This window comes from Archangium sp. (assembly GCF_036388035.1).
Lineage (GTDB): Bacteria > Myxococcota > Myxococcia > Myxococcales > Myxococcaceae > Archangium.
In genome coordinates, this window is record NZ_DASVSO010000220.1 from 1 (window position 1) to 22,608 (window position 22,608).

A 22,608-nucleotide genomic window follows, 5' to 3' on the forward strand; every position below is an offset into this window, starting at 1 on the left:
GCCCACGCCCCCCGCGTCCGGAGGCCCGGCTCCGACGAGGCCTCCGGTCATCGTGACGGCCCCCATTCCGCGCCCGGCGACCCGGCCCGTCTCCCGGCCACCGCCTTCCCGCCCCGTGCCGGAGACGAAGGGCATGCTGGACTGGCCCTTGAGGGGCGTGCTGTACGCCCGGTTTGGCAAGAAGGGTCGCGAGCCGCATGACGGCATCGACCTGGCCGTGCCCGTGGGCACACCCGTGAAGACCGCCCAGGAAGGGGAGGTGCTGTACGCAGGCGAGCAGCGCGGCTACGGGCTCATCGTCATCGTCCAGCACTCCGAGCGCCTCATCACGCTCTACGCCCACAACCGCGACCTGCGCGTGAAGAGCGGCCAGAAGGTGCGGCGCGGGCAGGTCATCGCCACCGTGGGCGAGTCCGGCAAGACGAGCGGCCCGCAGCTCCACTTCGAGGTGCGGGTCGACGGCAAGCCGGCGGATCCGCTCGACTACCTGGGGCCCCTGCCGTCGTCGTGAGCAGGCCCCCAGCGCGGGCCGCACGGCTGCTTGCTCGAAGTGCCACCCGACAGTCGGCATGCCCCTGCGTGTCCCCCAGGCAACCAGGCGTCGGACGGCGAGCTCCCGGGCCCTTCCTATCTTCCGGGAATGAAGCCTTTTCACATGAAGCGCATGGGCCGGGTGCTCGGCATGGCCGCCTTTCTCGTGCTCGGGGCTTCAGGCGCCAGGGCCGACAACCCGTACATTTCCCTGCGCACCCCGGAAGGCGTCATCGTGGCCCGGGTCAGCGAGGCGCGCATCGTGGGTCCCAACATCCGGGTCACCCGTGACGTGAAGACGCTGCGCGGGAGGGCCTTCGGGCAGACCGTGTTCCTGGGGCTCAACGGCAATGAAGTCGGCGGCACGGTGGGCAGGAACCTGTCGCGGCTGAGCTTCGAGCACGAGGGCGAAGTCCTGGAGGCGGAGGGGGCCTTCTACGGCAACTTCACGCGGCTGAGTCTCAGCGCCCGGGGACTCTCCGGCACGGTGGGGGTGTGCAGCTACGAGTTGAAGGCCCTCGGACAGGGGGTCTACCGGGGCTCGCGCACCTGCGGTGGCCCCCTGGAGCGGCCCACCCCCGTGGTGCTCGTGGTGCCGCACACGCTCGTGGGGCAGGGCCCCGCGATGACCCTGGCCGCGCTCATGCTTTTCCTGGGCAGCTGAGAGGCGGGCCCGCTCGCGGAAGCACCCCTTCGGAGCGCTCCTGGTGGCCATCCGAGCGGGCAGGTGAGCAGGTCGGGCTGGCTTCTCGCCGCCCACGGTCGGCTGTCTGGTACTAGAGTACGGCCCCCGTGAGCCGTTTCCTGCCGCTGCTGCCCGCACTCCTGCTCGCCCCGATCGCCGGGGCGCAGTCGTCCTCGTCGGGTCCCGAGGCGAGCACCTCCGCTGTGGCGGTGCCTCCTGTCCCCCTGGAGCTCTCGGCGCGCGTGGCGGAAGCTCCCACCGCGGTCGTCGTCGCCCTCCTCCCGCTGGAGGCCAATGAGGAGGCCCGGGAGCAGGCCCCGGGCCTGACGGCGCTCCTCGTCAGCCGGCTCGCCGAGTCTCCCCGCGTCGCGGTGTCCTCGCGCGCGGACCAGGAGGCGGTACGTACCGCCGGGGTCTGTGCCGACGGCTCGTGCCTGGATGCCCCCCCGGGCTCCCCCGGCTCCGGCAAGGCGCGTTACGTCATCACGGGCCGGCTCGATGGCTTCGGCCCCCGCTACGTCCTCACCACCAGCCTCATGGACTCGGAGAGCGGGCGCGCCCTGGCCCGGCCTCGCATCGAGGTGACCGCCAAGGAGGCCTTGCCCCGCGCCGCCGTGTCGCTCGCGGATCAGCTCCTGGTCACGCTCGTCTCGGATCCCACCGAGCGGGCCTCCTCGCCGGCTCCGTCCGTGTCCTCGAGGCCGCGCGCTGGCTCGTTCGTCTTCGGCCTGCGGTTCAACAACAGCCTCATCTCCGACTTCGGCTCGTTCAACCCCGGCGGTGACGTGGAGCTTGGCTTCCACTTCCACCCCGAATGGGTCGTCTTCGGCCAGGTGGGTCTCACCTATGTCCGTGCCGAGGAGGAGGGTCGCAAGGGCGGCCTCAATGTCCTCCCCAGCGTGCTGGGCCTGCGCCACTACCACAACTCCGAGGGCTCCTTGCGCCCGTACTGGGGGCTCGGCCTCGGCATCCAGTTGTCCTTCGGCGAGTACGGCATCTTCCAGCAGACGGGCCCGCTGCCCACCGTCATCGGCTTCGCCGGCCTCGAGTTCCTCGTCGCTGGCCATTTCGGCATCCAACTCGAGGCCTCCACCAACATCGCCCAGGCCACGCTCGGCCTCACCGGTGGCGGTCTCGGCAGTGGCCTCAACCTCGATCTCAACGCCGGCATCGCCTGGCACTTCTGAGCCCGGAGTCTCCGCACATGCACCCGCGCTGGCGCGTCCTTCCCCTGCTTGTCCTCCTCGCCGCTGGTTGTGAGGACGGACCCAAACCGCCCGGCCCCAAGGAGCAGGCCGAGGGCTACTACATCAAGGGCACCTCCGAGTACCTCCAGGGCAGGTTCGACGAGGCGCTCACGTCCTTCAACACCATGAAGGAGATTGCTCCGGACGACCCCCGCCTGCCCGCGGCCTACGGTGAGCTCTACCTCTCCATGGGGCGCATCAACGACGCCGCCACCTGGTTCGAGCTCGCCCTCCAGCGCGATCCCAAGCGCTCCACCAACTGGAGCCGGCTCGGCTTCATCCACGCGCAGCTCGGCAAGATCGACGAGGCCCAGAGCGCGCTGCGCAAGGCCGTTGCCCTCTATCCCAAGGACTACAACGCCCTTGAGGGGCTCGCGGAGCTGCACCTCAAGCGCGGCGAGAAGGAGGCCGCCGTGAGTCACTTCACCCTCGCCGCCGAGGCCAGCCCCGACGTGGCGAAGTCCGCCCTCGTGCTGCGCGCCAGCGAAGTGCTCACGGCGGAAGGGCGCCACGCGGAGGCCCTTGAGCTTCTCGGGCAGTGGGCGGCCAAGGGCGTGCGGACGCCCCAGCTGCTCTCCTCGCTCGGGGACGAGCAGGTGCGCGCCGGGCAGCTCCTTCCCGCCGCCGAGTCCTACCGCGAGGCCGCCAGTCAGTCGCCGAGGGATCCCACCCTGTGGGAGCTCGTCGGGGAGATCTACACGCGGCTCGACAAGCCCGGGGAGGCCCTGGCGGCGTACCGCGAGTCCCTGCGCGTGAAGGACCGCGCCATCGTCCACGTGGCCCTCGCTCGCCTCCACCTGGGGCGCAAGGACCGCGCGGCCGCCGAGCAGGAGCTGGGGCTCGCTCTCGAGTCCGTCTCGGGCTCGGACGTGCGCGAGCTGTCCGAGCTGGCCGCGCTGCTCTCCACGCTCGGGCGCAAGCCGGACGCCCTGCGCATCCTCACCAGCCTCAGCGCCGAGCCGGAGCATGCCAAGGACGTGGACCTGCAGCTGCGCACCGCCGCTCTCGCCCAGGAGCTGAAGGACGAGGCCACCGTGCGCACCGTGTGCGCCCGCATCGCGAGCAACGGGGTGAAGCTCAAGAAGTGCCCCTGAGCCCACCGGGAAGCATTCAGGGCGGAAAAGGGGGGTGGACCCGCCCGTCCGGTGCGTTTCACTCCTCATCGATGAGGAGTGAAACGGGGGCAGGGCATTCCACTCCTCATCGATGAGGAGTGAAACGGGGTCCTAGAGCTTGCCGCCCGGCAGCTTGCGGTATACGCCCACCACCTGGCCCAGGAGCATCGTCGAGCGGAACTCCGCCTTGCTCACGTAGATGGGTTGCATGGTGGCGTTGGCCGGCTGGAAGCGGATGCGGTCTCCCTCGGGGTAGTAGCGCTTCACCGTGGCCTCGTCCTCGATGAGCGCCACCACGATGTCCCCGGCCTGGGCGTGCGGCGTCTTGCGCACGAAGAGGTAGTCCCCGTCGAAGATGCCGTCCTCGATCATCGAGTTGCCCTTCACCCGGAGGGCGAAGACCTCGCGCCCCTGGCCGCCCAGCAGGAAGCTGTCGATCCGGACGGAGTCCTCCTCGCTCTCCTGCGCCAACGCTGGAGCGCCGGCCGCCACCTTGCCCAGCAGCGGGACTTCCACCATCCCGGATTCCTTCTTCACTCCCAGGCCCAGGAGCAGGCGCGCTCGCCTGGTCGGTACCAGCGAGCGGCTCTGCTGCTCGCCTCGGTTCAGGTATCCCTTGCGCTCCAGCGCCTTGAGATGGTCGTTCACCCCGTTGGTCGAGCGGATGTCCATCTCCTCGCCAATCTCGCGGATGGTCGGCGGGAAACCCCGCGACTCCGTCTCCTTGACGATGAAGGCCAGGATCTCCCGCTGGCGTTCGGTCAGCTCTTCCATGTCTCGCTCCCTCGTCTGGTGGGTAGGCCACCAACGAAACAGGCTTTCAGTACCGTCATGCTCCCTGAACATACGTATAGAGTCAATTCGTTCAAGGATGAGCACGCACAACCCGTGTGGGTTCTTCACCGCCCAACAGCTGCCTGCGGTCCACTGTCGTCTACGCGTAGAATTCGGGACACCTTGTCCGAGCTCCGACACACCCTCCTGCTGGTCGACGACGAGCCCGACGTCCTCGATCTCCTCGTGCGCATGTTCCAGCGCCGCTACCATGTGTTGTCGGCCCGCTCCGGCCCGGAGGCGCTGGGGCTGCTGAGGAAGCACGCCGTGGACGTGCTCATCACCGACCAGCGCATGCCGGAGATGACGGGCATCGAGCTGGTCGCCGCCGCGCGCGCCGAGGGCATCGACGTCACCGCGCTGCTCCTCACCGGCTACACGGATCCCGAGGACATCATCGCGGCCATCAACCGCGGCCAGGTGTACCGCTACATCACCAAGCCCTGGGACCTGAACGACCTCGTCATCACCGTGAAGAACGCGGTGGAGCTCACCCAGCTGCGCCGCGACAAGGAGAAGCTGCTGCGCCAGCTCCACCAGCGCGTGGAGGCCCTCGGCGTCCTCTACGAGGTGAGCCGGGCCAGCGCGGGGGAGCCGCTGGGCTACGACGCCATCATCGACCGCGTCCTGTCCGCGGTGGCACGCGTGCTGCCCTATGACTGTGGCGCGGCCCTCATCGCGGTGGGCTGGGACCGCACCGCCACCCTGCGCCTGCGCTGCCAGGGCACCGTGGGCGAGCAGGCGCTGCTGGGCGTCAAGGAGTCCATGCTGGCGGCGTGGGGCCAGCGCTCGGGGCTGGTGCTGCCCGAGGACCGGGTCATCACCCACGTCACCGGTACCACCACCCAGGACGACGCCGCGCAGACGGGCTGGGGCAATCAGATCACCGTGGCCCTCACCGCCGGGGGCCGCCCCGTGGGCCTGCTGTCGCTCTTCTCCCACCGCCCCGACGCCTACTCCGAGGAGGACGGCGCGCTGCTCGACACGCTGGCCAACCAGACGGCGGACGCCATCCAGTCGCTGCGCGCCTCCGAGGAGGCCTCGCGCCAGCGCATGGAGCGGATGGTGGAGTCCATGGCCGACGGCGTGGTCCTCTCCGACGAGCACAATGAGATCGTCGTGATGAACCCCGCGGCGCGCCGGCTGCTGAAGCTGGGCGAGGGCCCCGTCACGGACCCGGGGCGGCGGCTGTGCGAGAAGCTGGGGTTCGACCCCTTCGAGCTGGTGCGCGGCTGGGAGTACGGCGCCCAGGTGCTGCGCGAGGAGCTGAAGATCGACGAGCGCACCATCCACTCCACCGTCACCCCGGTGAATGACGCGCGCGGGGTGCTGCGCGGCGTGTGCGTGGTGCTGCGCGACGTCACCGAGCAGAAGCAGCTCGAGGAGCGCAAGGACGAGTTCGTCTCCATGGTGAGCCACGAGCTGCGCACGCCGCTCACCTCCATCTCCGGCTCGTTGGACCTGGTGCTCAACTTCCTGGCCACCGACATGAACGAGAAGCAGCGCCGCTACCTGATGCTGGCGCGCGACTCGACGGAGAAGCTCAACGCCATCGTGGACGACCTGCTGGACCTGACGAAGTTCGCCAAGGGCCGGCTGAGGATGAACTTCGAGTGGGCCTACGTCGACGAGCAGGTGCGCCGCGCGGTGGAGAAGTACGGCCCCGCCTTCATGGAGCGGCGCGTGAAGGTGTCGGCCGGCCTGCCCCAGCACGGGCTGCGGGTGCTGGCGGATCCCAACCGCCTCACCCAGGTGCTCAACAACCTGCTCACCAACGCCGCCAAGTTCACCCCCGAGGGCGGTGAGGTGCGGCTGGAGCTCAGGTCCACCTCGGCGGTGCCCGGCTACGCGGTGCTCACCTGCTGGAACAGCGGGGACCCCATCAACGAGGAGAACCTGGAGCGGATCTTCGACCGCTTCGAGCAGGCGCGCACCAAGGCCAACCGCACCGTGCGCGGCACGGGACTGGGCCTGGCCATCTGCCGCAACATCGTGGAGGCCCACGCCGGCCATATCTGGTGCGAGCCGTGCCACGACGGTGTGCGCTTCGTGGTGGTGCTCCCCGTGGAGCCTCCCGCCGAGTACCTGCGGCCGGACGGCCTGGACTTCACCCAGAAGCGCAAGCCCGAGCGGCGCGGCGGGCTGGTGCTCGTCGAGGCCGAGCCGGACATCGGCTTCATCACCAAGGCGCTGCTGCGCGCGCGCGGCTACGAGGTGCGCCTGGCCACCAGCGCCGAGGAGGGCCTCACCCTGGCGCGCGCCCACCACCCGGACGCCGTGCTGGTGGACACCCGGCTGCCCGTCATCGACGGCCTGCGGCTGGCGGAGATCCTCCGGCACGACCCGGACACGCGCCAGTCGCCGCTGCTCGTCTACTCCGCCTTCGACGAGCGCCAGCGGGCCTTCCGGGCCGGGGCGGATGCCTTCATGCCCATGCCGCTGCAGGCCGACCGGTTGCTGGCCACGGTGGACTCGCTGGTGCGCGGGCGCGCCGGTCAGCACCACGGCCGCGTGCTGGTGGTGGACGACGACGAGAAGGTGGCCGCCATCTGCCGCGAGGTGCTGGTGAGCCTCGGCTACGAGGTGCAGGTGTCCTCCACCCTGGAGGAAGCCCACCGCGCCCTGCGCGAGCGCCGCCCGGACGTGCTGCTGCTGGACGTGCAGCTCCCCGATGGTGATGGCTACCACTTCCTCGAGGAGCTCAAGGCCGAGCGCGCCAGCGGCTACATCTCCGTCATCTTCATCTCCGCTCGCACCGAGACGAGCGCCAAGGTGCGCGCCCTCAAGCTCGGCGCGGACGACTACCTCACCAAGCCCTTCGATTCGCTGGAGCTGGGCGCTCGTGTGGAGACCGTCCTGCGCCGCAAGGAGCAGGAGCTGGGCGCCTCGCCCACCACGCAGCTTCCTGGCTCGGGCGCCATCGAGCGCGAGGTGCAGCGCCGGGTCGCCGAGCGCAGGCCCTTCGCGTTCTGCTACCTCGATCTCGACAACCTCAAGGCCTACAACGACTACTACGGCTTCGCGAAGGCCGACGGCGTCATCCGCCAGACGGGAGATCTTCTGCGGGAGATCTTCACCCAGGAGGGTCACCCGGGGGACTTCCTCGGGCACGTGGCGGGGGACGACTTCGTCTTCGTCACCGAGCCGGAAAGCGTGGATCGCATCTGCAAGAGCGCCGTCGAGACGTTCGACCGCATCATCCCGCTCTACTACGACAAGCAGGATCGGGAGTGCGGCTACATCGAGGCCGATGACCGCTTCGGCGAGAAGCGCAAGTTCCCCATCATGAGCGTGTCCGTGGTGGCGGTGTTGAGCGATGGGCAGTCCTCCGACCATGCCGAGCTGGCGCGGCGGGCCGCGGACATGAAGAAGCGCGCCAAGGCCATTGCAGGCTCCGTCTACCTGCGCAGTGATCGGGAGCTGGCGGTGATCCGGACGGCCGCTGGATGAGGCTCTACCAGCAGCTCATCCTCTTCATGCTCGCCGCCACGGTGCTCCCCCTGGCGGTGGTGGGCTTCCTGCTGCTGTCACGCGCCGAGGAGGCGCTGACCGAGCGCATCGGCGCCGAGCAGCGCCTCGTCGCGGCGACCACCGCCGAGAGCGTGTCCGCCGAGCTCATGAAGACGGTGGACGCGCTCGCGCGCTCGGCGGAGCTCTTCAACTGGGAGCGCATCTCCGCCGAGGAGTTCCAGGGGGGCCTGCAGCTCCTCTACGGGCAGTCGTCCGCCGTCAGCGCGGTGCTGCACCTCGACGCGGAGGGCCGGCCGCGGGGCGCGCCCGTCTTCCAGGCCGCCGGCGTGGGCGAGCACCCGGGGTTCGATCCCAAGGCGGTGGAGACGCTCGTGGATGCCGTGCCGGTGCAGTCCCTGCGCCGCGGCAACAAGGGGCAGGCGGCCCTGGGCCGTGTCTATGCCCACGCCCTCAGCGGCCGGGCGGCGGTGGCGGTGGCGGTGAAGCTGGGGGAGGGGGAGGATGCTCCCTTCGCGCTCGCCGAGGTCGTCTTCTCCGACCTGGAGGCCCTGCTGGAGCGACGCGCGGGCGGCACCCCGGGGCACATCGACCTGGTGGACTCCTCGAGTGGACGCATCCTGGCCAGCTCCCTGTCGGAGCGTCGTCTGAAGCCGCTGGAGCCCGCGCTGATCTCCCTGCTCGCCCCGGGGGAGCCGCGAGCGCGCAGCTTCCGCGTGGCCGCCCCCGACAGGCGGGTGAGCGCCGCGCGGGTGCCCCTGGTGCCCAGCTTCCACGTGCTGGTGGCCGTGGACGAGACCGTCGCGCTCGCTCCGGTGCGTGCCATGCGCCGCACGGTGCTGCTGTCCACCTTCGTGGCCCTGGGGGTGCTGCTCGGCCTGGGCGCGCTCTACACCCGCCGACTCAACCGCCGTCTGGCCGACGTGGTGGCGGGCGCCGAGGCCTTCGGTCGTGGCGAGCTGGACAAGCGCGTGAAGGTGGTGGGCGATGACGAGCTCAGCGAGCTGGCCTCCACCTTCAACCGCATGGGCTCCGAGCTGGAGGCCTCTCGCGCCCGGATGCTGCGCTGGAACGATGACCTCAAGGCGAGGGTGGACGAGGCCACCGCCGAGCTGAGGACCGCCCAGGCCCAGCTCCTCGAGGCCCAGAAGCTCGCGGCGGTGGGGCAGCTCGGCGCCGGCGTGGCGCATGAGATCAACAACCCCCTGGCCGGCATCCTCGGCAACACCCAGCTGCTGCTGCTCGACCGCGACGACAAGGATCCCGACCTCGAGACGCTGCGGAAGATCGAGCAGAGCGCCAAGCGCTGCAAGGACATCACCCAGAACCTGCTGCGCTTCTCCCAGCAGCGCTCGAGGCCCGAGTTGCGGCCGGTGGACCTCAACTCCGTCCTCCGCGACGCGCTCTCGCTCACGGAGAACCAGATCAAGGGCGAGGGCATTGCCATCGTCACCGAGCTGGTCTCCCCGCCCATGCGGGTGAGGGGAGATCCAGGGCACCTGTCCCAGGTGGTGCTGGCCCTGCTGTCCAACGCGCGCACCGCGATGATGCAGACGGAGGCGAAGCGGCTCGTGCTGCGCACCGGCGAGCGGGACGGGCGCGGCTTCCTCGAGGTGGAGGACACGGGCAAGGGCATCTCCCCCGAGCACCGCTCGCGCATCTTCGAGCCCTTCTTCACCACCAAGGACGTCTGGTCCAACGTGGGCCTGGGCCTGTCGGTGGCCTGGCGGGTGGTCAGCGAGGCGGGCGGTACCATCGATGTGCGCACGGAGGTGGGGCAGGGCTCCTGCTTCACCGTGTGGTTGCCGAAGGCGTGAGACATGGCGCTCGGCTGATGTAGGTTCGGGGCCGCATGGATGCCCCCCGCTCCCGCCGGCGCAGCACGCCGTTCCTCCTTGGACTCATCGCCATCCTGGCGGCGCTGCCGCTGGGGTACTTCCTTTTCCTCCACGAGCCCCCGGCTCCGCCGCCTCCGCCCGTGGTGGAGGCCCCGCCCCCGCCGGCTCCAGAGGAGCCGAAGCGCCCGGCCGAGCTCAAGCTGGAGGAGGTCAGCGGCACGGTGGAGGTCCGCAGCGGCGAGGGGCAGTGGCGTGCCGTGAAGGCCGGCGAGGCGCTGCGCCCCTCGGACTCGGTGCGCACCCAGCATGGCTCCTACGCGGTGGTCATCAATGGCGAGGCCGTGGAGGTCCGCATGGACGCGGGCTCCGAGCTGACGATCGAGGAGCTCACCCAATCGGTCTCCCGCTTCCTGCTGCGCAACGGTCGGACGACGACCCGCGTCCGGCCCGGCGTCCGCCAGAGCGTCGAGGTGAGGGCCGCTGGCAGCGACGCGGTGGCCCGCACCGAGGGCGGTACCTTCGCCATGAGCAACAACGGCGCGGGCACCGTCGCCGTGGCCACCAGCGAGGGCGAGGTCACCTTCCTGGGTCGGGGCAAGGTGGTCATCGTCCGCGCCGGCCAGCAGTCCGTCGTCCTCCCGGGCCGCGGTCCCTCCGAGCCCACGCCCATCCCCTCCAGCCTACTGCTCAAGGTGACCTGGCCCGCGCGCTCCACCGTGTCCAAGCGCCAGCTCGTCGTCTCCGGACAGACGGAGCCCGGTGCCCATGTGGACGTGGCGGGGGAGATGGTCCCCACGGACGAGCAGGGCCGCTTCTCCCGCCCCGTGGCGCTCCAGGAAGGTCGCAACACCGTGCAGGTCCAGGCCGTGTCCGTGGGCGGCCTGCGGCAGCAGGAGCAGCACGAGCTCACCGTGGACACCCGGCCCCCCGACAAAGTCATCGTGGACCCTGGGATGTGGAATGACCCGGCCCCCCAGGGACAGTGAGGGCGACCGTACAGACGAGCGCCTTGACGCTCGTCCGCTCGGTCTGTAATTTGCATCGTCTCAAGGTCTGAGAATGACCCCGTACAAGGGCAATCCTGGGCGAAAGCCCTGGTGCGCAAAGCCGTGGGGCCTGAAGTCTGGCCGGCCGTGGTTGCCGTGGAAGCTGGCGCCTGTGGGCGCATGGGGGGGCGGAAGCCCTGGAGCGTCCTTGGATGGGGGGTGTGTATCGCCCTAGGTCCCATTGGAGGTCAGCCTCGATGCTGCGGACGCTCATCCCCCTCGCGTGCCTCGTACCGGCGCTGGCGTTCGCCCAGAACGCGGGCTTCCCCCTGCGCGGCAAGTCCCTGGTGGTCAACAACGGGCCGGGAGACCAGACGGATCCCCACGTGAGTGGTCCGGTGGTGGCCTACACCCACCAGCTCAGCCTCAGCAGCAGTGAGATTCGCGTCCATGATCTCGTCACGGGCGAGGACCAGGCCATCCCCACCGAGGGCGGCTACGACTCCCTCGCCGACGTCAGCGGCGACACGGTGGTGTTCACCCGCACCACCGGCTCCAGCCGCGTGTTCCGCTTCAACGTGCGCCAGGGCGGCGCGGCCCAGGAGCTCGCGCCTCGAGAGGGCGCGGACCGGCGCGTGGCCACCATCGGCGGCCAGACGGTGGCGTGGCAGGAGCTGGGCTCCCTCACCCGTTCCGAGCAGCCGGAGATCTTCGCCTACCGCTTGGACTCGCTCGCGCTCACCCGGCTGTCGGAGGACACGTCCGTGGATCGCACGCCCGCCGTCAGCGTGGACGGGACGACGGTGGCGTGGACGAAGTGCGCCACCAGCATCGACGGGTGCGACATCTGGGCGGCCTATGCGGTCGAGGGGGGCTACCAGGTCGCCCAGCTCACCGGGACGGAGGGAGAGGAGTCCCAGCCGGACACCAATGGCGAGGTGGTGGCGTACGTGACCCGGCGCACCGTGGATGGCGTGACGGAGGCGGACATCGCCTGGCAGGCGGTGCGGGGTGGCGAGACCCGGCGCCTCCCGCTCCCGGGTCCGGACTCCAACCCCAACGTGAGCGGTCCGCTCATCGCCTTCGAGCGGCGGGAGGCGTCCAGCACGTCGCCCAACTTCGACATCATGCTGTACGACCTGCGCACGCAGACCTTCTACCGCCTCACCGAGACGCCGGAGAGCGAGTCGCTCAACGACATCAGTGTGGAGCCGGACGGGCTGGCGCGGGTGGTGTGGTCGGTGCGGGAGAACGGCGATCTCAACGTGTACGCCTATACGTTCCGCCTGCCGCCGACGGACTGCGCCCCGCCCATCGACGAGGCTCCGGAAGCCGTGTGCGCCTCGCCCGGCACGCGGCCGCTGCTGGGCGGCCTGCAGGTCACCCGCTCCACGGGGAAGCCGGAGGTGCTCTCCACCCGGTTCGTGTCCAAAGGCACCGGGGTGCTGTGCGTGGACAACGGCTTCGAGGGGACTCCCGCCACCACGGGCAGGGTGTGGCTCGGACCGGTTCTGAGCGTGGGGCCCGAGGACTTCGGGCACGACGTGAAGGGGCTGGCCCAGGCGCTCTCGCTCCAGGGGGAGACCACCCTGTCCGCCCAGGTGCAGGGCGCGCCTGGAAGCGCCTTCCGGGTGCGTGTCTACGGGGAGTCGTCCTGCGAGCTCCCTCCGCTGGACGACGGACTGAAGGGCGCGGAGCTCCTCCATGGCCAGTTCGTGCCCTCCGAGCCCGTGGGCGCCGGGGCGGAGAAGACGCTCCTGTCCCGCTATTTCGTGCCAAGCGGCTATGAGGGGGTGCTGGAGTCGTCGAGCGGGGAGGGGACGGGAGGCGCGCCGGTCGTGGCCAACGGGACGTTCCCGCCGCTCTCGGAGAAGCCGCTCGCGGGGTGCAGCGCGGGGGGCGGCCCGGTGGCCCTGCTGGGCGTGTGGATGCTCGCCGCGTTGCTGTTTCGTCACGGAACCGGCCGGGCGCGGCGCCAGGCTCCGGTGACTTCGCGGCGATAGCATTTCGAGTGAATCTCGGTCGCTGGTAAATTACCGACACTCTGAACCTCCTCCTGCCAGTCCTGCTGCTGGTCGCCACGGCGGCGTCCGGGGACACGCTCGACATCCTGGGGCCGTCCGCGGCCGTGCCACCCGAGGGCTTCTCCATCGCCCTGGTGCGACGGGATGCCGCGGGTATGCCCGTGGCGGCGGAGGGGGTCTCGGTGTTCGCGCGCGGGGCGAGGCTGCTCCCAGGGCCGGAGCAGCCACCGCTGCGGACCTTCCTGGTCGTTCCGGACCCGGGCACCCGGGAGGTCCGGGTGGAGGCAGAAGGTTCGGGGCTGAGGACCGAGGCCCGGTATGAGCTGGGACCGCCAGCGACCCAGGTGTCGCTGGCGGTGGAGCCGCCCGCTCCCGTGAAGGGCCGGGACACGGAGGCCCGGCTCACGGTGCGGATGCTCCGGCTGGACGGCTCTCCGGATGACACCGGTGCTCCGCCCGTGCTGCGGGCCAACGTGGGCCGGGTGGAGGGCCTGACGCGCACCGGGCCCGGCACCTGGCAGGCGCGCTACGTGCTGCCCGAGACGCGCTACCCGGAAGTGGCCATCCTGGTGGCGCTCTCGGCGTGGCCCCACCCTCAGTCCATCCACGGCGCCTACGGCAAGGTGCTGGTGCCGCTCGCCACCTCGGTGGACTTGCCGGGTCGTACCTCGCCGGACGCGGACATCTCCGTCTCCATCGCCGGCGTGCCCTTCGGGCCCGTGAAGGCCGCGCCGGATGGGCGCGTTCGGCTGCCGGTCATCGTTCCCCCCGGCCACCGCTTCGGGGAGGGGCGCGCGGTGGACTCGGCGGGCAACGTGCGGCGCTCGCGGATCGACCTGGCGCTGCCGCCCACGGATGGGCTGGCGTGTGTCCTCAATCCCCAGCGACTCCCAGCGGATGGTGTCTCGCGGGCGCGCCTGCTGTGCGCCACCAGTGATGCCTACGGCCAGCCCGTGCTGGACGCGCGGGTGAATGTCTCGGTCCGCCAGGGCTCGTTGCGTGGCCCGACGCGGGCCGAGGGCGGGCTGCTCGAGTGGATCTACACCGCGCCGAGCACCCTGTCCGCGGGGCCGGAGGCGCTGGTGGCCACCTGGCCGGAGCGTGGGGCGAGCTCGCGCGAGGAGCTGTCGCTGCAGCTGGTGCAGGGGCCGGTGGCGCGGGCCTCGCTGGCCCTGGCCGAGCCGATGGTGCACCTCGGCGCGACGATGACCGTCACCGTCACCACGCAGGACGCCGCGGGACGGCCGAGGCCAGGGGCCCGGGTGGTGCTGGAGTCCCCGCTGGGCACCTTCAGCCCGCCGCGCGAGGAGTCCCCGGGGGTGTTCACCAGCGCCTGGGGGTTGCCGGAGCGGGGGCCGCCGGGCGAGGTGGGAGTGAAGGCGCTCGCGGAGGGCCCTCCCGGCATGGAGCCGGCGCGTCTTCGGGTGTGGGCACGAGGGGGCGTGCTGTACGCGGGCGTGACGGACCTGGCCGGGCTGCCCGTGCCGGCGCAGCCGCTGCGCGTCGGGGAAGCCGAGCGGGTGACGGGCGAGGGCGGGACGGTGGAGCTCGGTCCCCTGCGTCCGGGCCGGCTGGAGGTGGTGCATGGCCAGTGGCCGGGCCTGCGGCAGACGGTGCACGTGGTGGCCGAGGGCGGGCCGGTGTTCCCGCTGGAGTCGCCGCTCGTGCCGGCGCTGGCGGAGCAGTCGGTGAGGCTGGCGCCTTCCGTGCCGGTGAACGTGCGGCTGAAGGTGGAGGGCCCGCGCGTCACGTTCTGGGTGGAGGACGCCTCGGGGCGGGTGCTGGAGGGCCGTCAGGTCCACGTGTGGCTGTCCGCGGGCGAGCGGAGTCCTCTGGAGGTACGGGAGGGACGGAGCAGCTTCCGGGTGAAGCATGAGGGGCCGGTGAGTGTCTCCGTGGCGGACGTGGCCACCGGTGTCACCGCGCTCGCCGAGGTGAGGCCTTGAGGGACGTGGCCTGGGTGGTGTGCGTCCTCCTGCTTCCGTCCGCCGCCTGGGCGCAGCTCGCGAGGGAGGAGCCGCAGGAGTTGGCGGCGGCCCTTGTCGGGCGCGTGTGCCGCGACCTGGATGGAGACGGACGGTGCGCCCCCGACGAGCCGGGCCTCGCCGACATCCGGCTGGTGCTGGCCACGGGCCGCGAGGTGCGCACGGACGCCCACGGGCGCTACCACTTCGCGGGGGTGGACGGGCGTGGCCCCGACATGACGGGCGGCATCCACTTGCGGCCCGGCCGGCACCGGGTGCGGGTGGATGCGAGGACGCTGCCTCCCGACAGCGAGGCCTCGCCCGAGGCCGTCACGGTGGAGGTGCCCTGGGCCGCCGTGGTGCTCCAGGACTTCGCGGTGCGGACGCGGGGCGAGTCCCTGCCCGCCGTGGCGTTCTCCTATGAGGCCGCGCCTCCCTCGGCGGCGGTGGTGCCGGGCGGGGTGGAGTTCCTCGTCGCCGGGCACGCCTCGCCCGGGGACGAGGTGCGGGTGGGCGAGGTGCCGGCGGAGGTGGACACGCGGGGCGACTGGCGCGCGCGCGTGCGGCTCGTGCCCGGGGAGAACGTGCTGTCCCTCACCGCCTCCGGGCCGGAGGGCTCCCTGCGCCTCTTCCGCCAGCGCATCGACGTGGTGTCGCGTGACGAGGGACTGCTCGTCATTCCTCGCGAGCCCGTGCCCGCCGGGACGTTGCGGCTGCCGGGGCGGAGGGGCGAGCCCGCGGCCAGTGGCGCCTCCTCGTTGCGCGCCGAGTTCCCCTCGGGCACGCGCGTGCGCTCGCCCCAGGGCGAGGTGACGGTGGGGCCGGAGGGCTCCGTGCTGGTGCCGCTGGTGCTCGTCCCGGGCCGCAACCCGGTGACGCTGGAGGTGCAGCCGCCCGGCGAGCCAGCGCGGACGGTGACGGTGCAGGTGGAGGCGGTGACTCGCGCCTTCGCGGTGGGGCTGCTGGACGTGGAGGCCACGTACGCGCCCGGCAATGGGGACTTCCGGCTGCGGGGGCGAGGCGCGGCCCACGGCGAGGCGCGTCTGGGGCCCTTCTCCCTCACGGGCGAGCTGGACCTGCGGGACACCGACGTGGACAGCCTGCGCGGACGGCCGGCGGCGGACTGGCTGCGTGCTCGCCTCCCGCGGTTGGATCGGGCACCGGATCCGGACCTGGCCATCGCCGAGTGGGGAGACGCGTCCGTGGGCCTCACGCCCAACCCCACGGAAGGGCGACTGCGGCTCGAGGTGCGCCACGACGAGCTCGGCCGGGTGGGCCTGGGGACCTACCGGGCGCTGCGGGCGGAAGGGGAGGTGGGCCGCTACCACCGCCCCCTCTTCGGCCCCTACGCGCAGCTCGCGTCGGGGCTGGGGCGGCTGCGCGTGGGCATGGACGCCTTCGCCGGAGGGCTGGAGGATCCGACGCGGCTGCTGTCCGCCGTCCCCGCGTACGAGGAGCTGCGCGCCACCGGCGGCAGCCTCTACTACCTGGGCTCGGGCTCGGTGGCGGAGGGCTCGGAGTTGCTGCGCGTGGAGGTACGCGACGGCGTCACCGGACTGCCGCTCGGCGAGCGCCACCTCATTCGGGGCCGGGACTACGAAATCGACTACTCGGCGGGCCGCATCCTCCTGGCGCGTCCGCTGTCCATGCTCGCCGGGGAGCCCCTGCTGCGCGCGGATCCGCTGACGGCCGCGCCGGAGCCCGTCCTCACCGTGCAGTACGCGGTGCTGCGGCTGGGCGAGGCGGCGGACACCGTCGGAGGCGAGGCCTGGGCGGAGTGGACGGGCGGCCGGGCCTCCGTGGCCGCCGTGCGCGAGCAGCGCTCCGGGAAGCCCTACCTGCTCTTCTCCGGGCACGCGCGCACCATGCTGGGCGGCTACGCGCTGCTGGCCGAGGTGGCCCGGAGCCAGGGCGAGTCGCTGCTGGCGGAGCTGCGCGGTGTGTCGGACGACGGCGGCCTCACCTTCCTCCGGCCGGACGAGGCGGCGCGGGTGGGGAGCAGCGGGCAGGCCCTGGGGCTGCGCCTGAGCGGGCCGGGCCTCTTCGGGGCCGGCTCCGTGGACGCGGCCTTCCGGTGGCGCTCGGCGGGCTTCTCCGATGGGACCCATGCGGACACCGCGCTCTTCCGCCAGCTGTCGCTGCGCGCCGTGCAGCCGCTGGGGCGCTGGCGCCTCACCCTCCTCGGGGATGATCGGCGCTCGGCGGACCCCCGGCTGCCCTTCTCGGAGACACCGTTGGAGGCGCGCACGCTGGGCGTGGGCTTCGGCTACGAGGGGGAGGGGTGGGGCGTGGGCGTGGAGCTGCGCGACGCCAGCCTGCGCGCCAGCGAGGCACCCGGTGAGGCGCTGCTGCTCGAGGGAGGCCGCACCTCGGCGGGGCTCCATGGCCACCTGCGGGTGAACGACTGGCTGGGCGTGTCGGCGAGCCACCGGCAGGCGCTGGTGCTGCGGGGCGATGGCCCGGGCCGGGTGGACGACACCTTCTCCTCGGCGGGCGTGGACGTGACGCTCGACGACGAGGCCGTGGTGGGCGTGCGCGGAGGCTGGGGGCCGCGGTTGGGGCCGCTGGCGTGGGTGCGGGGCACGTGGCGCCGGGGCCAGGAGGTCTACTACGGCAGCTACTCGGTGGACGTGGACGGTCCGGACTTCGGCGCGGCCCGCGCGGTGAGTGGGGCGAGCACGGAGCTGGGAGAGGGGACGAGCCTCTTCGTGGAGGACGTCGCCTCGCATGACGCCAACGCGGTGCGCCTGGCGCGCGCGGTGGGCTTCCAGCAGACGCTCTTCGGCGCGCTGCAGGTAGGCGCGCGCTACGAGCACGGTGTGCGTCAGCCGCTGCTGGACGTGCCGAGCTCGCTGCGGCGCGATGTGGCGAGCGTCTCCGGCCAGCTCCTCCTGGAGCGCATCCGGGCCGATGGGCGCGTGGAGCTGCGCTTTGGGCGGGGCCTTCCGGTGCGCGGCGCGACGGAGCCGGTGGATCGCATCCAGGCGGTGATGGTGCTCGCGGCCGAGGCGGTGCTGCGCGACGACCTGTCGCTCTCCGGCCGCATGAACTACAGCCGCACCTACCTGCGCGAGACACGAGAGGCCGAGGCCCGGCTGCTCGAGGGCTACGCGGCGCTCGCCTGGAGGCCGGGGCCCTTCGTGGTAGTGGCGCGTTATGGCCTCACCCGTGAGCTGCTGCCTGGTGAGCGAGCAGCCTTCGGGGAACGCGCCCAACAGATAATTTCACTGCTGCCGGCGGTGCGACTGGGGGACCGCTTCGCACTGGCGGCCGGGCTGCACGCGGGCCGCAGCAACCGGGGCGATGTTGCGATATGGGTGCTGACGGGTTCCCTGCGTCCGTCGGTGCGGGTGGTGGGGGGCTTGGAGTTGGCGCTGGAGGCGGCGAGCAGGTCGGTGGCGCCGGATGGGGAACAGTTGGGTTCGCTACGTGGCGAAGTGGCGTACCGAGTGGACGAACGACTGCGTGTGGCCACGGGCTATACGCTGCTGGGGTTCACCGGGACGGGCTTGCCGGAGGAGGCACGCGATGGTTCCGACAGGCTCTATCTTCGGGCGGAGTTGGCATACTAGGGGTGGCGCGCGCCTGAGGCGCGTCGGCCTGGGCCTCGTCGTGGGCCTGGTGCTGGTGGCCGCCAGTGCGCACGCCAACTGGCAGACCCAGGTCTCCCTGCCCGCGGGTGCCGGGACGCCCAGGCTCTTCGTGGAGGTGTGGTCCCCCGGGAACTTCTCGGTGGGCACCTCCACCGAGGCCATGCTGTTCCTGGACGGTGGTCATTCGCGGACCTTGCCAGGCACCTCGGCGGGGACCTTCTACGAGGCGAGCGCGGGCTGCTTCACCTCCGTCCTGCTCTCCGTGGAGGGGGAGCGCCGCAGCAGCAACACGAGTGGGGCCTCGTGTGGGGCGCTGGGGCCCATCTCGTCTTCCCCTTCGGGGCCCATCGTCCGGGTGAGGCAGTCCGCCAGCGGGGGCGGGGCCGCCGCGGTGTCCTCGGGCTCCACCTCCGATGTGTACTTCGCGGATGCTGGCATCTACGGCGCCCCCGACTTCCGGCTGAGGGACTCCGAGGAGACCGTCTTCACCCCCTCGCTCGGTGTGGTGCGGGCGGGTAACACGCTGTATGCACTCGCTGGCACTCCGGACGACAACGCAACCGTCCACTGGTTCGCCGATCGCGGAGCCCTGCGGCCCATCCCGCAGGAGAACCCGGGGGCGGGAAGGGTGCTGGCCGTGGAGCTGTTCACCGTCGATGGCGGCTCCGTGCCCTACGCGGTGGTGGGCACGGAGAAGGGCTTCTTGCAGGGGGCTCCCGTGGAGCTCGGCCGGGAGATCCTCCCGGTCCAGATGCTCGACGGGGGCCTGAACGTGACCAGCGTGTCCCTGAACGTGGAGTCCGGGGGGGCGAACGGACGCGGGTTCGGCATGGCCGTCGTGGCCCTGCCGGACGGCGGCTCTTCCGCGGTGATGGGCGCGGTGCCCATGCTCGACGCCACGCAGGCGGGCACCCGTTGGCGGGTGAGGCCCCTCCCGCCGGAGTTCGCGGGCACTCCCCTGAAGTTCGTCTCCTGTACGGGGGCGAGCTACTGCGTCGCCGCCGCCGAACGGGGCTCGAACAACCTCCTCATCTACACCAACGACGCGGGCCCGCGGCTCTCGGACACCGTGGTGGAGCTCGGCGAGAGTGATGCCGGCCAGTTCACCTTCACGGCGACCGACACGGATGGAGACCCGGTGCTGTTGACGCTCCACACCTCGGGAGCGAGCGGGCCCTGGTCCCTGGAGCAGGTCGACGCGGGCGTGGAGGGTGGATGGCAGCCGGGAGACCCGCTCGTGGTGAGGGTCACCAGCGGGACCGTCTGCGAGAGCCGGACCGTGGGCTCCTTCGGGGTTCGCGCCTCGGACGGGCTGGCGGCCCATGACACCGAGAAGGTGATTCCGGTGTTCGTGCGGCACACCCAGAAGCCGAGCATTCCCCCGGTGAGTCTCCCCGCCAGGGGACTGGTCGCGGGGCGGTTCGAGCCCTGGAGGATGGAGGTGCTCGGCGACGTGACGGAAGCGGGCTGCAAGCTCACCGGCTTCAGCTGGAGCACGGATGCGGGGACGGTGGGCCCCTCGCTGGTGCAGGAGCCGGGAGGCCGCGTCGCGGTGCTCACGGCTCCGGCCACCCTCTGCATGGCGGGTGGGGCGGACTTCCCCTTCACGCTCACGGTGAATGACGACGCGGGCATCTCCAACTCCAAGGAGTTCAAGGTCCACGTGGCGCCGTGGGGCGATCCCAACGCGGCCTTCGATGGGGGCGTGGTGGCCCTGAGCGCGGGGCAGACACTGCGCGTCGCGCCCGACCAGCCCCTTCACGCGTGCGAGACGAGCGGCGGTTTCCCGGGAGTGGAGACCACCTGGGCGCTCGATGTCGGCGGCCCCGTGCCCCCCGAGGGCATCACGTTCCGGAGGACGGACACGGGCGAGGTGGTGTCGGCCTTCCCGGTGCGGGCGCCAGGGCTTCAGGTGGAGGCGCGGGAGTGCCTCGAGGCGACCCGGTTGAAGCTCACCGCGGTGAACCAGGTGCGGACCGCGGAGAACCTCTTCTCCAGTGCGCCCTCGGTGCGCGAGGTGGACGTCCAGACGAACGTGACTCCGCTCGACGCGGGCGTGCTCCAGCTCGCCGCGACGCCGCTCCTTCCCGGCTCGGTGGTGGAGGTGGGGTTGGGCTCGAGCAACCTCAACTGCATTGATTCTCGTGGCCTCGTCGCCGATCTCCGGCTCGAACGCCTGGACGGGAGCGTGGTGGCGCGGGAGACGGTGGACTTCTCCTCGGGCAAGTGGCTCGTCGACACGGGGACGGGGTGCGCGGGAGGGCGCTTCCGGGTGGCGGGCTCGCTGGAGGACACCGCGGGCGGGCGCACCTCGGAGACGGCCGTGCAGGTGGAGCTGCCCCGGGTGGCCGCGGGGCTGGAGGCGCTGCCCGAGGACGCCGTGCTGGTGGCCCGTTGCGGCGAGGGGGCGCGTGCCACGCTGACGCAGGCCTTCCCGCGGGACGCCTGCCAGAAGTCCGACGTCACCTGGTCGCGAATCTCGGGTCCGGAGCTCGCGCGGGACTCGCTGAGCGGGGCCACGGTGGCGCTGGCCACGCGGGACACCGGGCTGGACACGCTGGTGGGCCAGTCCGTGGTGATGCAGGTGACGGCACGCGCGGGCCCAGGCAACGAGGCCTCGCGGCAACACGTGCTGCCCATCACCGTGGAGCCCTTCGTGCGAGTCCGGCGTCGCACCGAGGCGCCGGCCGCCTCGGACACGGGGCTCGTGGGCGTCTCCCTCACGCTCACCAACACCACCGCCTGCGCCGTGCGGGACGTGAGCTTCGTGGAGCGGCTGGAGGGCCTGACGTACGTGGAGGGCAGCGCGCAGTTCGAGGGCCAGCCCCTGGAGGCGCGCTGGGTGGACGGCGTGCTCACCGTGAGCGGGCTGGCGCTCGAGGGCAACAGCTCCGGGAGGCTCACCTACGTGGCGCGCCCGCACCTGGTGGGCGAGCGCCGCATGGAGGGCGAGGCGCGACTGCGCGAGGTGCCCATCTCCCTGCGCGACCCGCCGGGCCCGCGGGTGCCGGATTCCGGCTGCGGTTGCACCAGCTCGGGTCCGGGCCCGCTGCTGCTCGCGCTCGGGACGCTGGTGGCGGCCGTGCGCCGCCGCCGGCGGTAGAGGGCCCTCGCCCTACAGGCCGAAGCTGATGCGGCTGCGGTTGGTCGGCTCGTCGCGCCGCTCCTCCAGCACGCCGATCAGCTCCAGGCCCCGCAGCGTGGCGAGCACGTCGCGCTCGGGGAGATCCGTGAGGGTGAGCAGGTCCTCCACCGTCTTGCTGCCGTCCGCGTAGGCCAGCAGCAGCGCCTGTTGTCCCTTGAGCTTCAGCTCGTGCAGGCCATAGGGGGGAGCCGCGGAGGGGAAGAGCTTGCGCGAGCGCGGCATGCGCTGGCGCAGCGTCATCAGGGGCTCGGACTTGAAGATGCCCTCGAGGATGAGGTCCCCGGGGAAGATCGACAGCTTCACCAGCCCCGCGCGCGGCGGGCGCATGGGGCTGAAGCCATAGGCGCCCTCGGTCCAGGAGAAGGTGGACCAGAGGATCTCCTTCACCTGCTCCACGACGAGCTGCTGGCGAAGCGGGGCGTCCATCAGGCCCAGGCGGATCATCGCCTCGCCGGAGCGGAGGTTCTGCTCGCGGGCGAGCGTGAGCACCTCCTGGAGCTTCGCCTCGGGCACCGCGCCCCGGCGCACGCAGAAGCGGGCGAAGCGCTCGTGGGCGAGGTTGGAGGCCGCGTACACGGGGCGGCCGGCCTCGAAGTAGACGACCTTCTGCACGGAGCCCTGCTTGAGCTTGAGCTCTCCGCTGTGGCGGGCCTCGTAGTAGGCGTTGAGCAGCCGGGGGATGCTGGTGTTCTTCAGATCTCCCGAGAGAGACCATTCGGGCAGGGAGCGATCGCGGGCGCCGGAGGTGGCCGTCTTGGCCCACACCTTCTCGCGCTCGCCGAAGGGCAGGGCGAGTCCGGGCGCGGGCTCCGAGGAGCTGTGCTCGGCCGGGGGCACCACCACCGGCGGGGGCACCACCGCCGGGGTCTTCTCCTCCACCGGGGCCTGCCTGGCCGGGACCTCGGCTTCGTTGAGTGCGTCCAGCACCCCCAACTCATCGAGGTCCTCCGTCCCGACGTTGACGGTCGTGTGCTCCTGGCGGGCAGGGGACTCCGCCGCGGGCGGGACGAGCTCCCGTGGGGAGGACTCGGGCTCGTCCACGCCGGGCGCGGGGGCCTCTCCGTGCGGCTCCTCCCGCGGGGCGGGCGAGTCTTGGCTCGGCTCGGTGGAAAGGGTGTCCACGACCGGGAGGGACAGGTCCACGGTCGTAGGCGCCTCCACGGCCGGAGCGGGCGCCT

Annotated in this window: 12 protein-coding genes, 3 pseudogenes and 1 riboswitch; of the genes and pseudogenes, 13 read left to right on the plus strand and 2 right to left on the minus strand. The window is 71.8% G+C overall.

What is annotated here, in order from left to right:
* The 4 genes from VF697_RS09585 to VF697_RS09600 form a co-directional block, all read left to right on the plus strand.
* A partial coding sequence (locus VF697_RS09585; protein WP_331093498.1) for a M23 family metallopeptidase occupies positions 1–511 on the plus strand: 511 nt, incomplete at its 5' end.
* A 144-nt stretch (positions 512–655) separates the two neighbouring features.
* On the plus strand, positions 656–1,195 hold the full coding sequence (locus VF697_RS09590) for a hypothetical protein (protein ID WP_331093500.1): 540 nt from the start codon (positions 656–658) through the stop codon (positions 1,193–1,195).
* Between the two features lie 128 nt (positions 1,196–1,323).
* Positions 1,324–2,403, plus strand: a complete 1,080-nt coding sequence (locus tag VF697_RS09595; RefSeq protein ID WP_331093502.1) for a hypothetical protein — start codon at positions 1,324–1,326, stop codon at positions 2,401–2,403.
* A gap of 17 nt (positions 2,404–2,420) precedes the next feature.
* Positions 2,421–3,557: a tetratricopeptide repeat protein gene (locus tag VF697_RS09600; protein ID WP_331093504.1), complete on the plus strand. Its 1,137-nt coding sequence runs from the start codon at positions 2,421–2,423 to the stop codon at positions 3,555–3,557.
* 132 nt (positions 3,558–3,689) lie between these two features.
* On the opposite strand, the gene lexA is transcribed toward VF697_RS09600, so the two are convergent.
* Positions 3,690–4,352, minus strand: a complete 663-nt coding sequence (lexA, locus tag VF697_RS09605) for a transcriptional repressor LexA (RefSeq protein ID WP_331093506.1) — start codon at positions 4,350–4,352, stop codon at positions 3,690–3,692.
* Between the two features lie 252 nt (positions 4,353–4,604).
* Here lexA and VF697_RS09610 point away from each other — a divergent pair.
* The 9 genes and pseudogenes from VF697_RS09610 to VF697_RS09640 all read left to right on the plus strand — a co-directional run.
* A pseudogene (locus VF697_RS09610) lies at positions 4,605–6,869 on the plus strand (response regulator); the annotation flags it as partial.
* A 66-nt stretch (positions 6,870–6,935) separates the two neighbouring features.
* Positions 6,936–7,286: pseudogene (locus tag VF697_RS43475) on the plus strand (response regulator transcription factor); the annotation flags it as partial.
* Between the two features lie 57 nt (positions 7,287–7,343).
* Positions 7,344–7,862: pseudogene (locus tag VF697_RS43480) on the plus strand (diguanylate cyclase domain-containing protein); the annotation flags it as partial.
* Positions 7,859–9,697, plus strand: a complete 1,839-nt coding sequence (locus VF697_RS09615) for a sensor histidine kinase (RefSeq protein ID WP_331093509.1) — start codon at positions 7,859–7,861, stop codon at positions 9,695–9,697. The pseudogene VF697_RS43480 and the gene VF697_RS09615, both read left to right, overlap by 4 nt.
* Before the next feature lie 35 nt (positions 9,698–9,732).
* Positions 9,733–10,704, plus strand: coding sequence for a FecR domain-containing protein (locus VF697_RS09620; RefSeq protein WP_331093511.1), 972 nt, complete (start codon positions 9,733–9,735; stop codon positions 10,702–10,704).
* A gap of 78 nt (positions 10,705–10,782) precedes the next feature.
* A riboswitch (cyclic di-GMP riboswitch) is annotated at positions 10,783–10,863 on the plus strand.
* Between the two features lie 98 nt (positions 10,864–10,961).
* Positions 10,962–12,707, plus strand: a complete 1,746-nt coding sequence (locus VF697_RS09625) for a hypothetical protein (protein WP_331093513.1) — start codon at positions 10,962–10,964, stop codon at positions 12,705–12,707.
* Between the two features lie 62 nt (positions 12,708–12,769).
* On the plus strand, positions 12,770–14,674 hold the full coding sequence (locus tag VF697_RS09630) for a hypothetical protein (RefSeq protein ID WP_331093519.1): 1,905 nt from the start codon (positions 12,770–12,772) through the stop codon (positions 14,672–14,674).
* A gap of 5 nt (positions 14,675–14,679) precedes the next feature.
* The gene (locus tag VF697_RS09635) at positions 14,680–18,264 is read left to right on the plus strand and encodes a flagellar motor protein (RefSeq protein ID WP_331093521.1); all 3,585 of its coding nucleotides are present in this window, start codon (positions 14,680–14,682) and stop codon (positions 18,262–18,264) included.
* Positions 18,265–18,304: 40 nt separating this feature from the next.
* Positions 18,305–21,388, plus strand: a complete 3,084-nt coding sequence (locus VF697_RS09640; RefSeq protein ID WP_331093515.1) for an MYXO-CTERM sorting domain-containing protein — start codon at positions 18,305–18,307, stop codon at positions 21,386–21,388.
* A gap of 12 nt (positions 21,389–21,400) precedes the next feature.
* On the opposite strand, the gene VF697_RS09645 is transcribed toward VF697_RS09640, so the two are convergent.
* Positions 21,401–22,608: DUF4388 domain-containing protein (locus VF697_RS09645; protein ID WP_331093517.1), on the minus strand; the 1,208-nt coding region annotated here is incomplete at its 5' end.

Coding starts and splice junctions, on each gene's coding strand:
- VF697_RS09590 (WP_331093500.1), top strand. CDS start 656: ATGAAGCGCATGGGCCGGGTGCTCGGCATGGCCGCCTTTCTCGTGCTC.
- VF697_RS09600 (WP_331093504.1), top strand. CDS start 2,421: ATGCACCCGCGCTGGCGCGTCCTTCCCCTGCTTGTCCTCCTCGCCGCT.
- lexA (WP_331093506.1), bottom strand. CDS start 4,352: ATGGAAGAGCTGACCGAACGCCAGCGGGAGATCCTGGCCTTCATCGTC.
- VF697_RS09615 (WP_331093509.1), top strand. CDS start 7,859: ATGAGGCTCTACCAGCAGCTCATCCTCTTCATGCTCGCCGCCACGGTG.
- VF697_RS09620 (WP_331093511.1), top strand. CDS start 9,733: ATGGATGCCCCCCGCTCCCGCCGGCGCAGCACGCCGTTCCTCCTTGGA.
- VF697_RS09625 (WP_331093513.1), top strand. CDS start 10,962: ATGCTGCGGACGCTCATCCCCCTCGCGTGCCTCGTACCGGCGCTGGCG.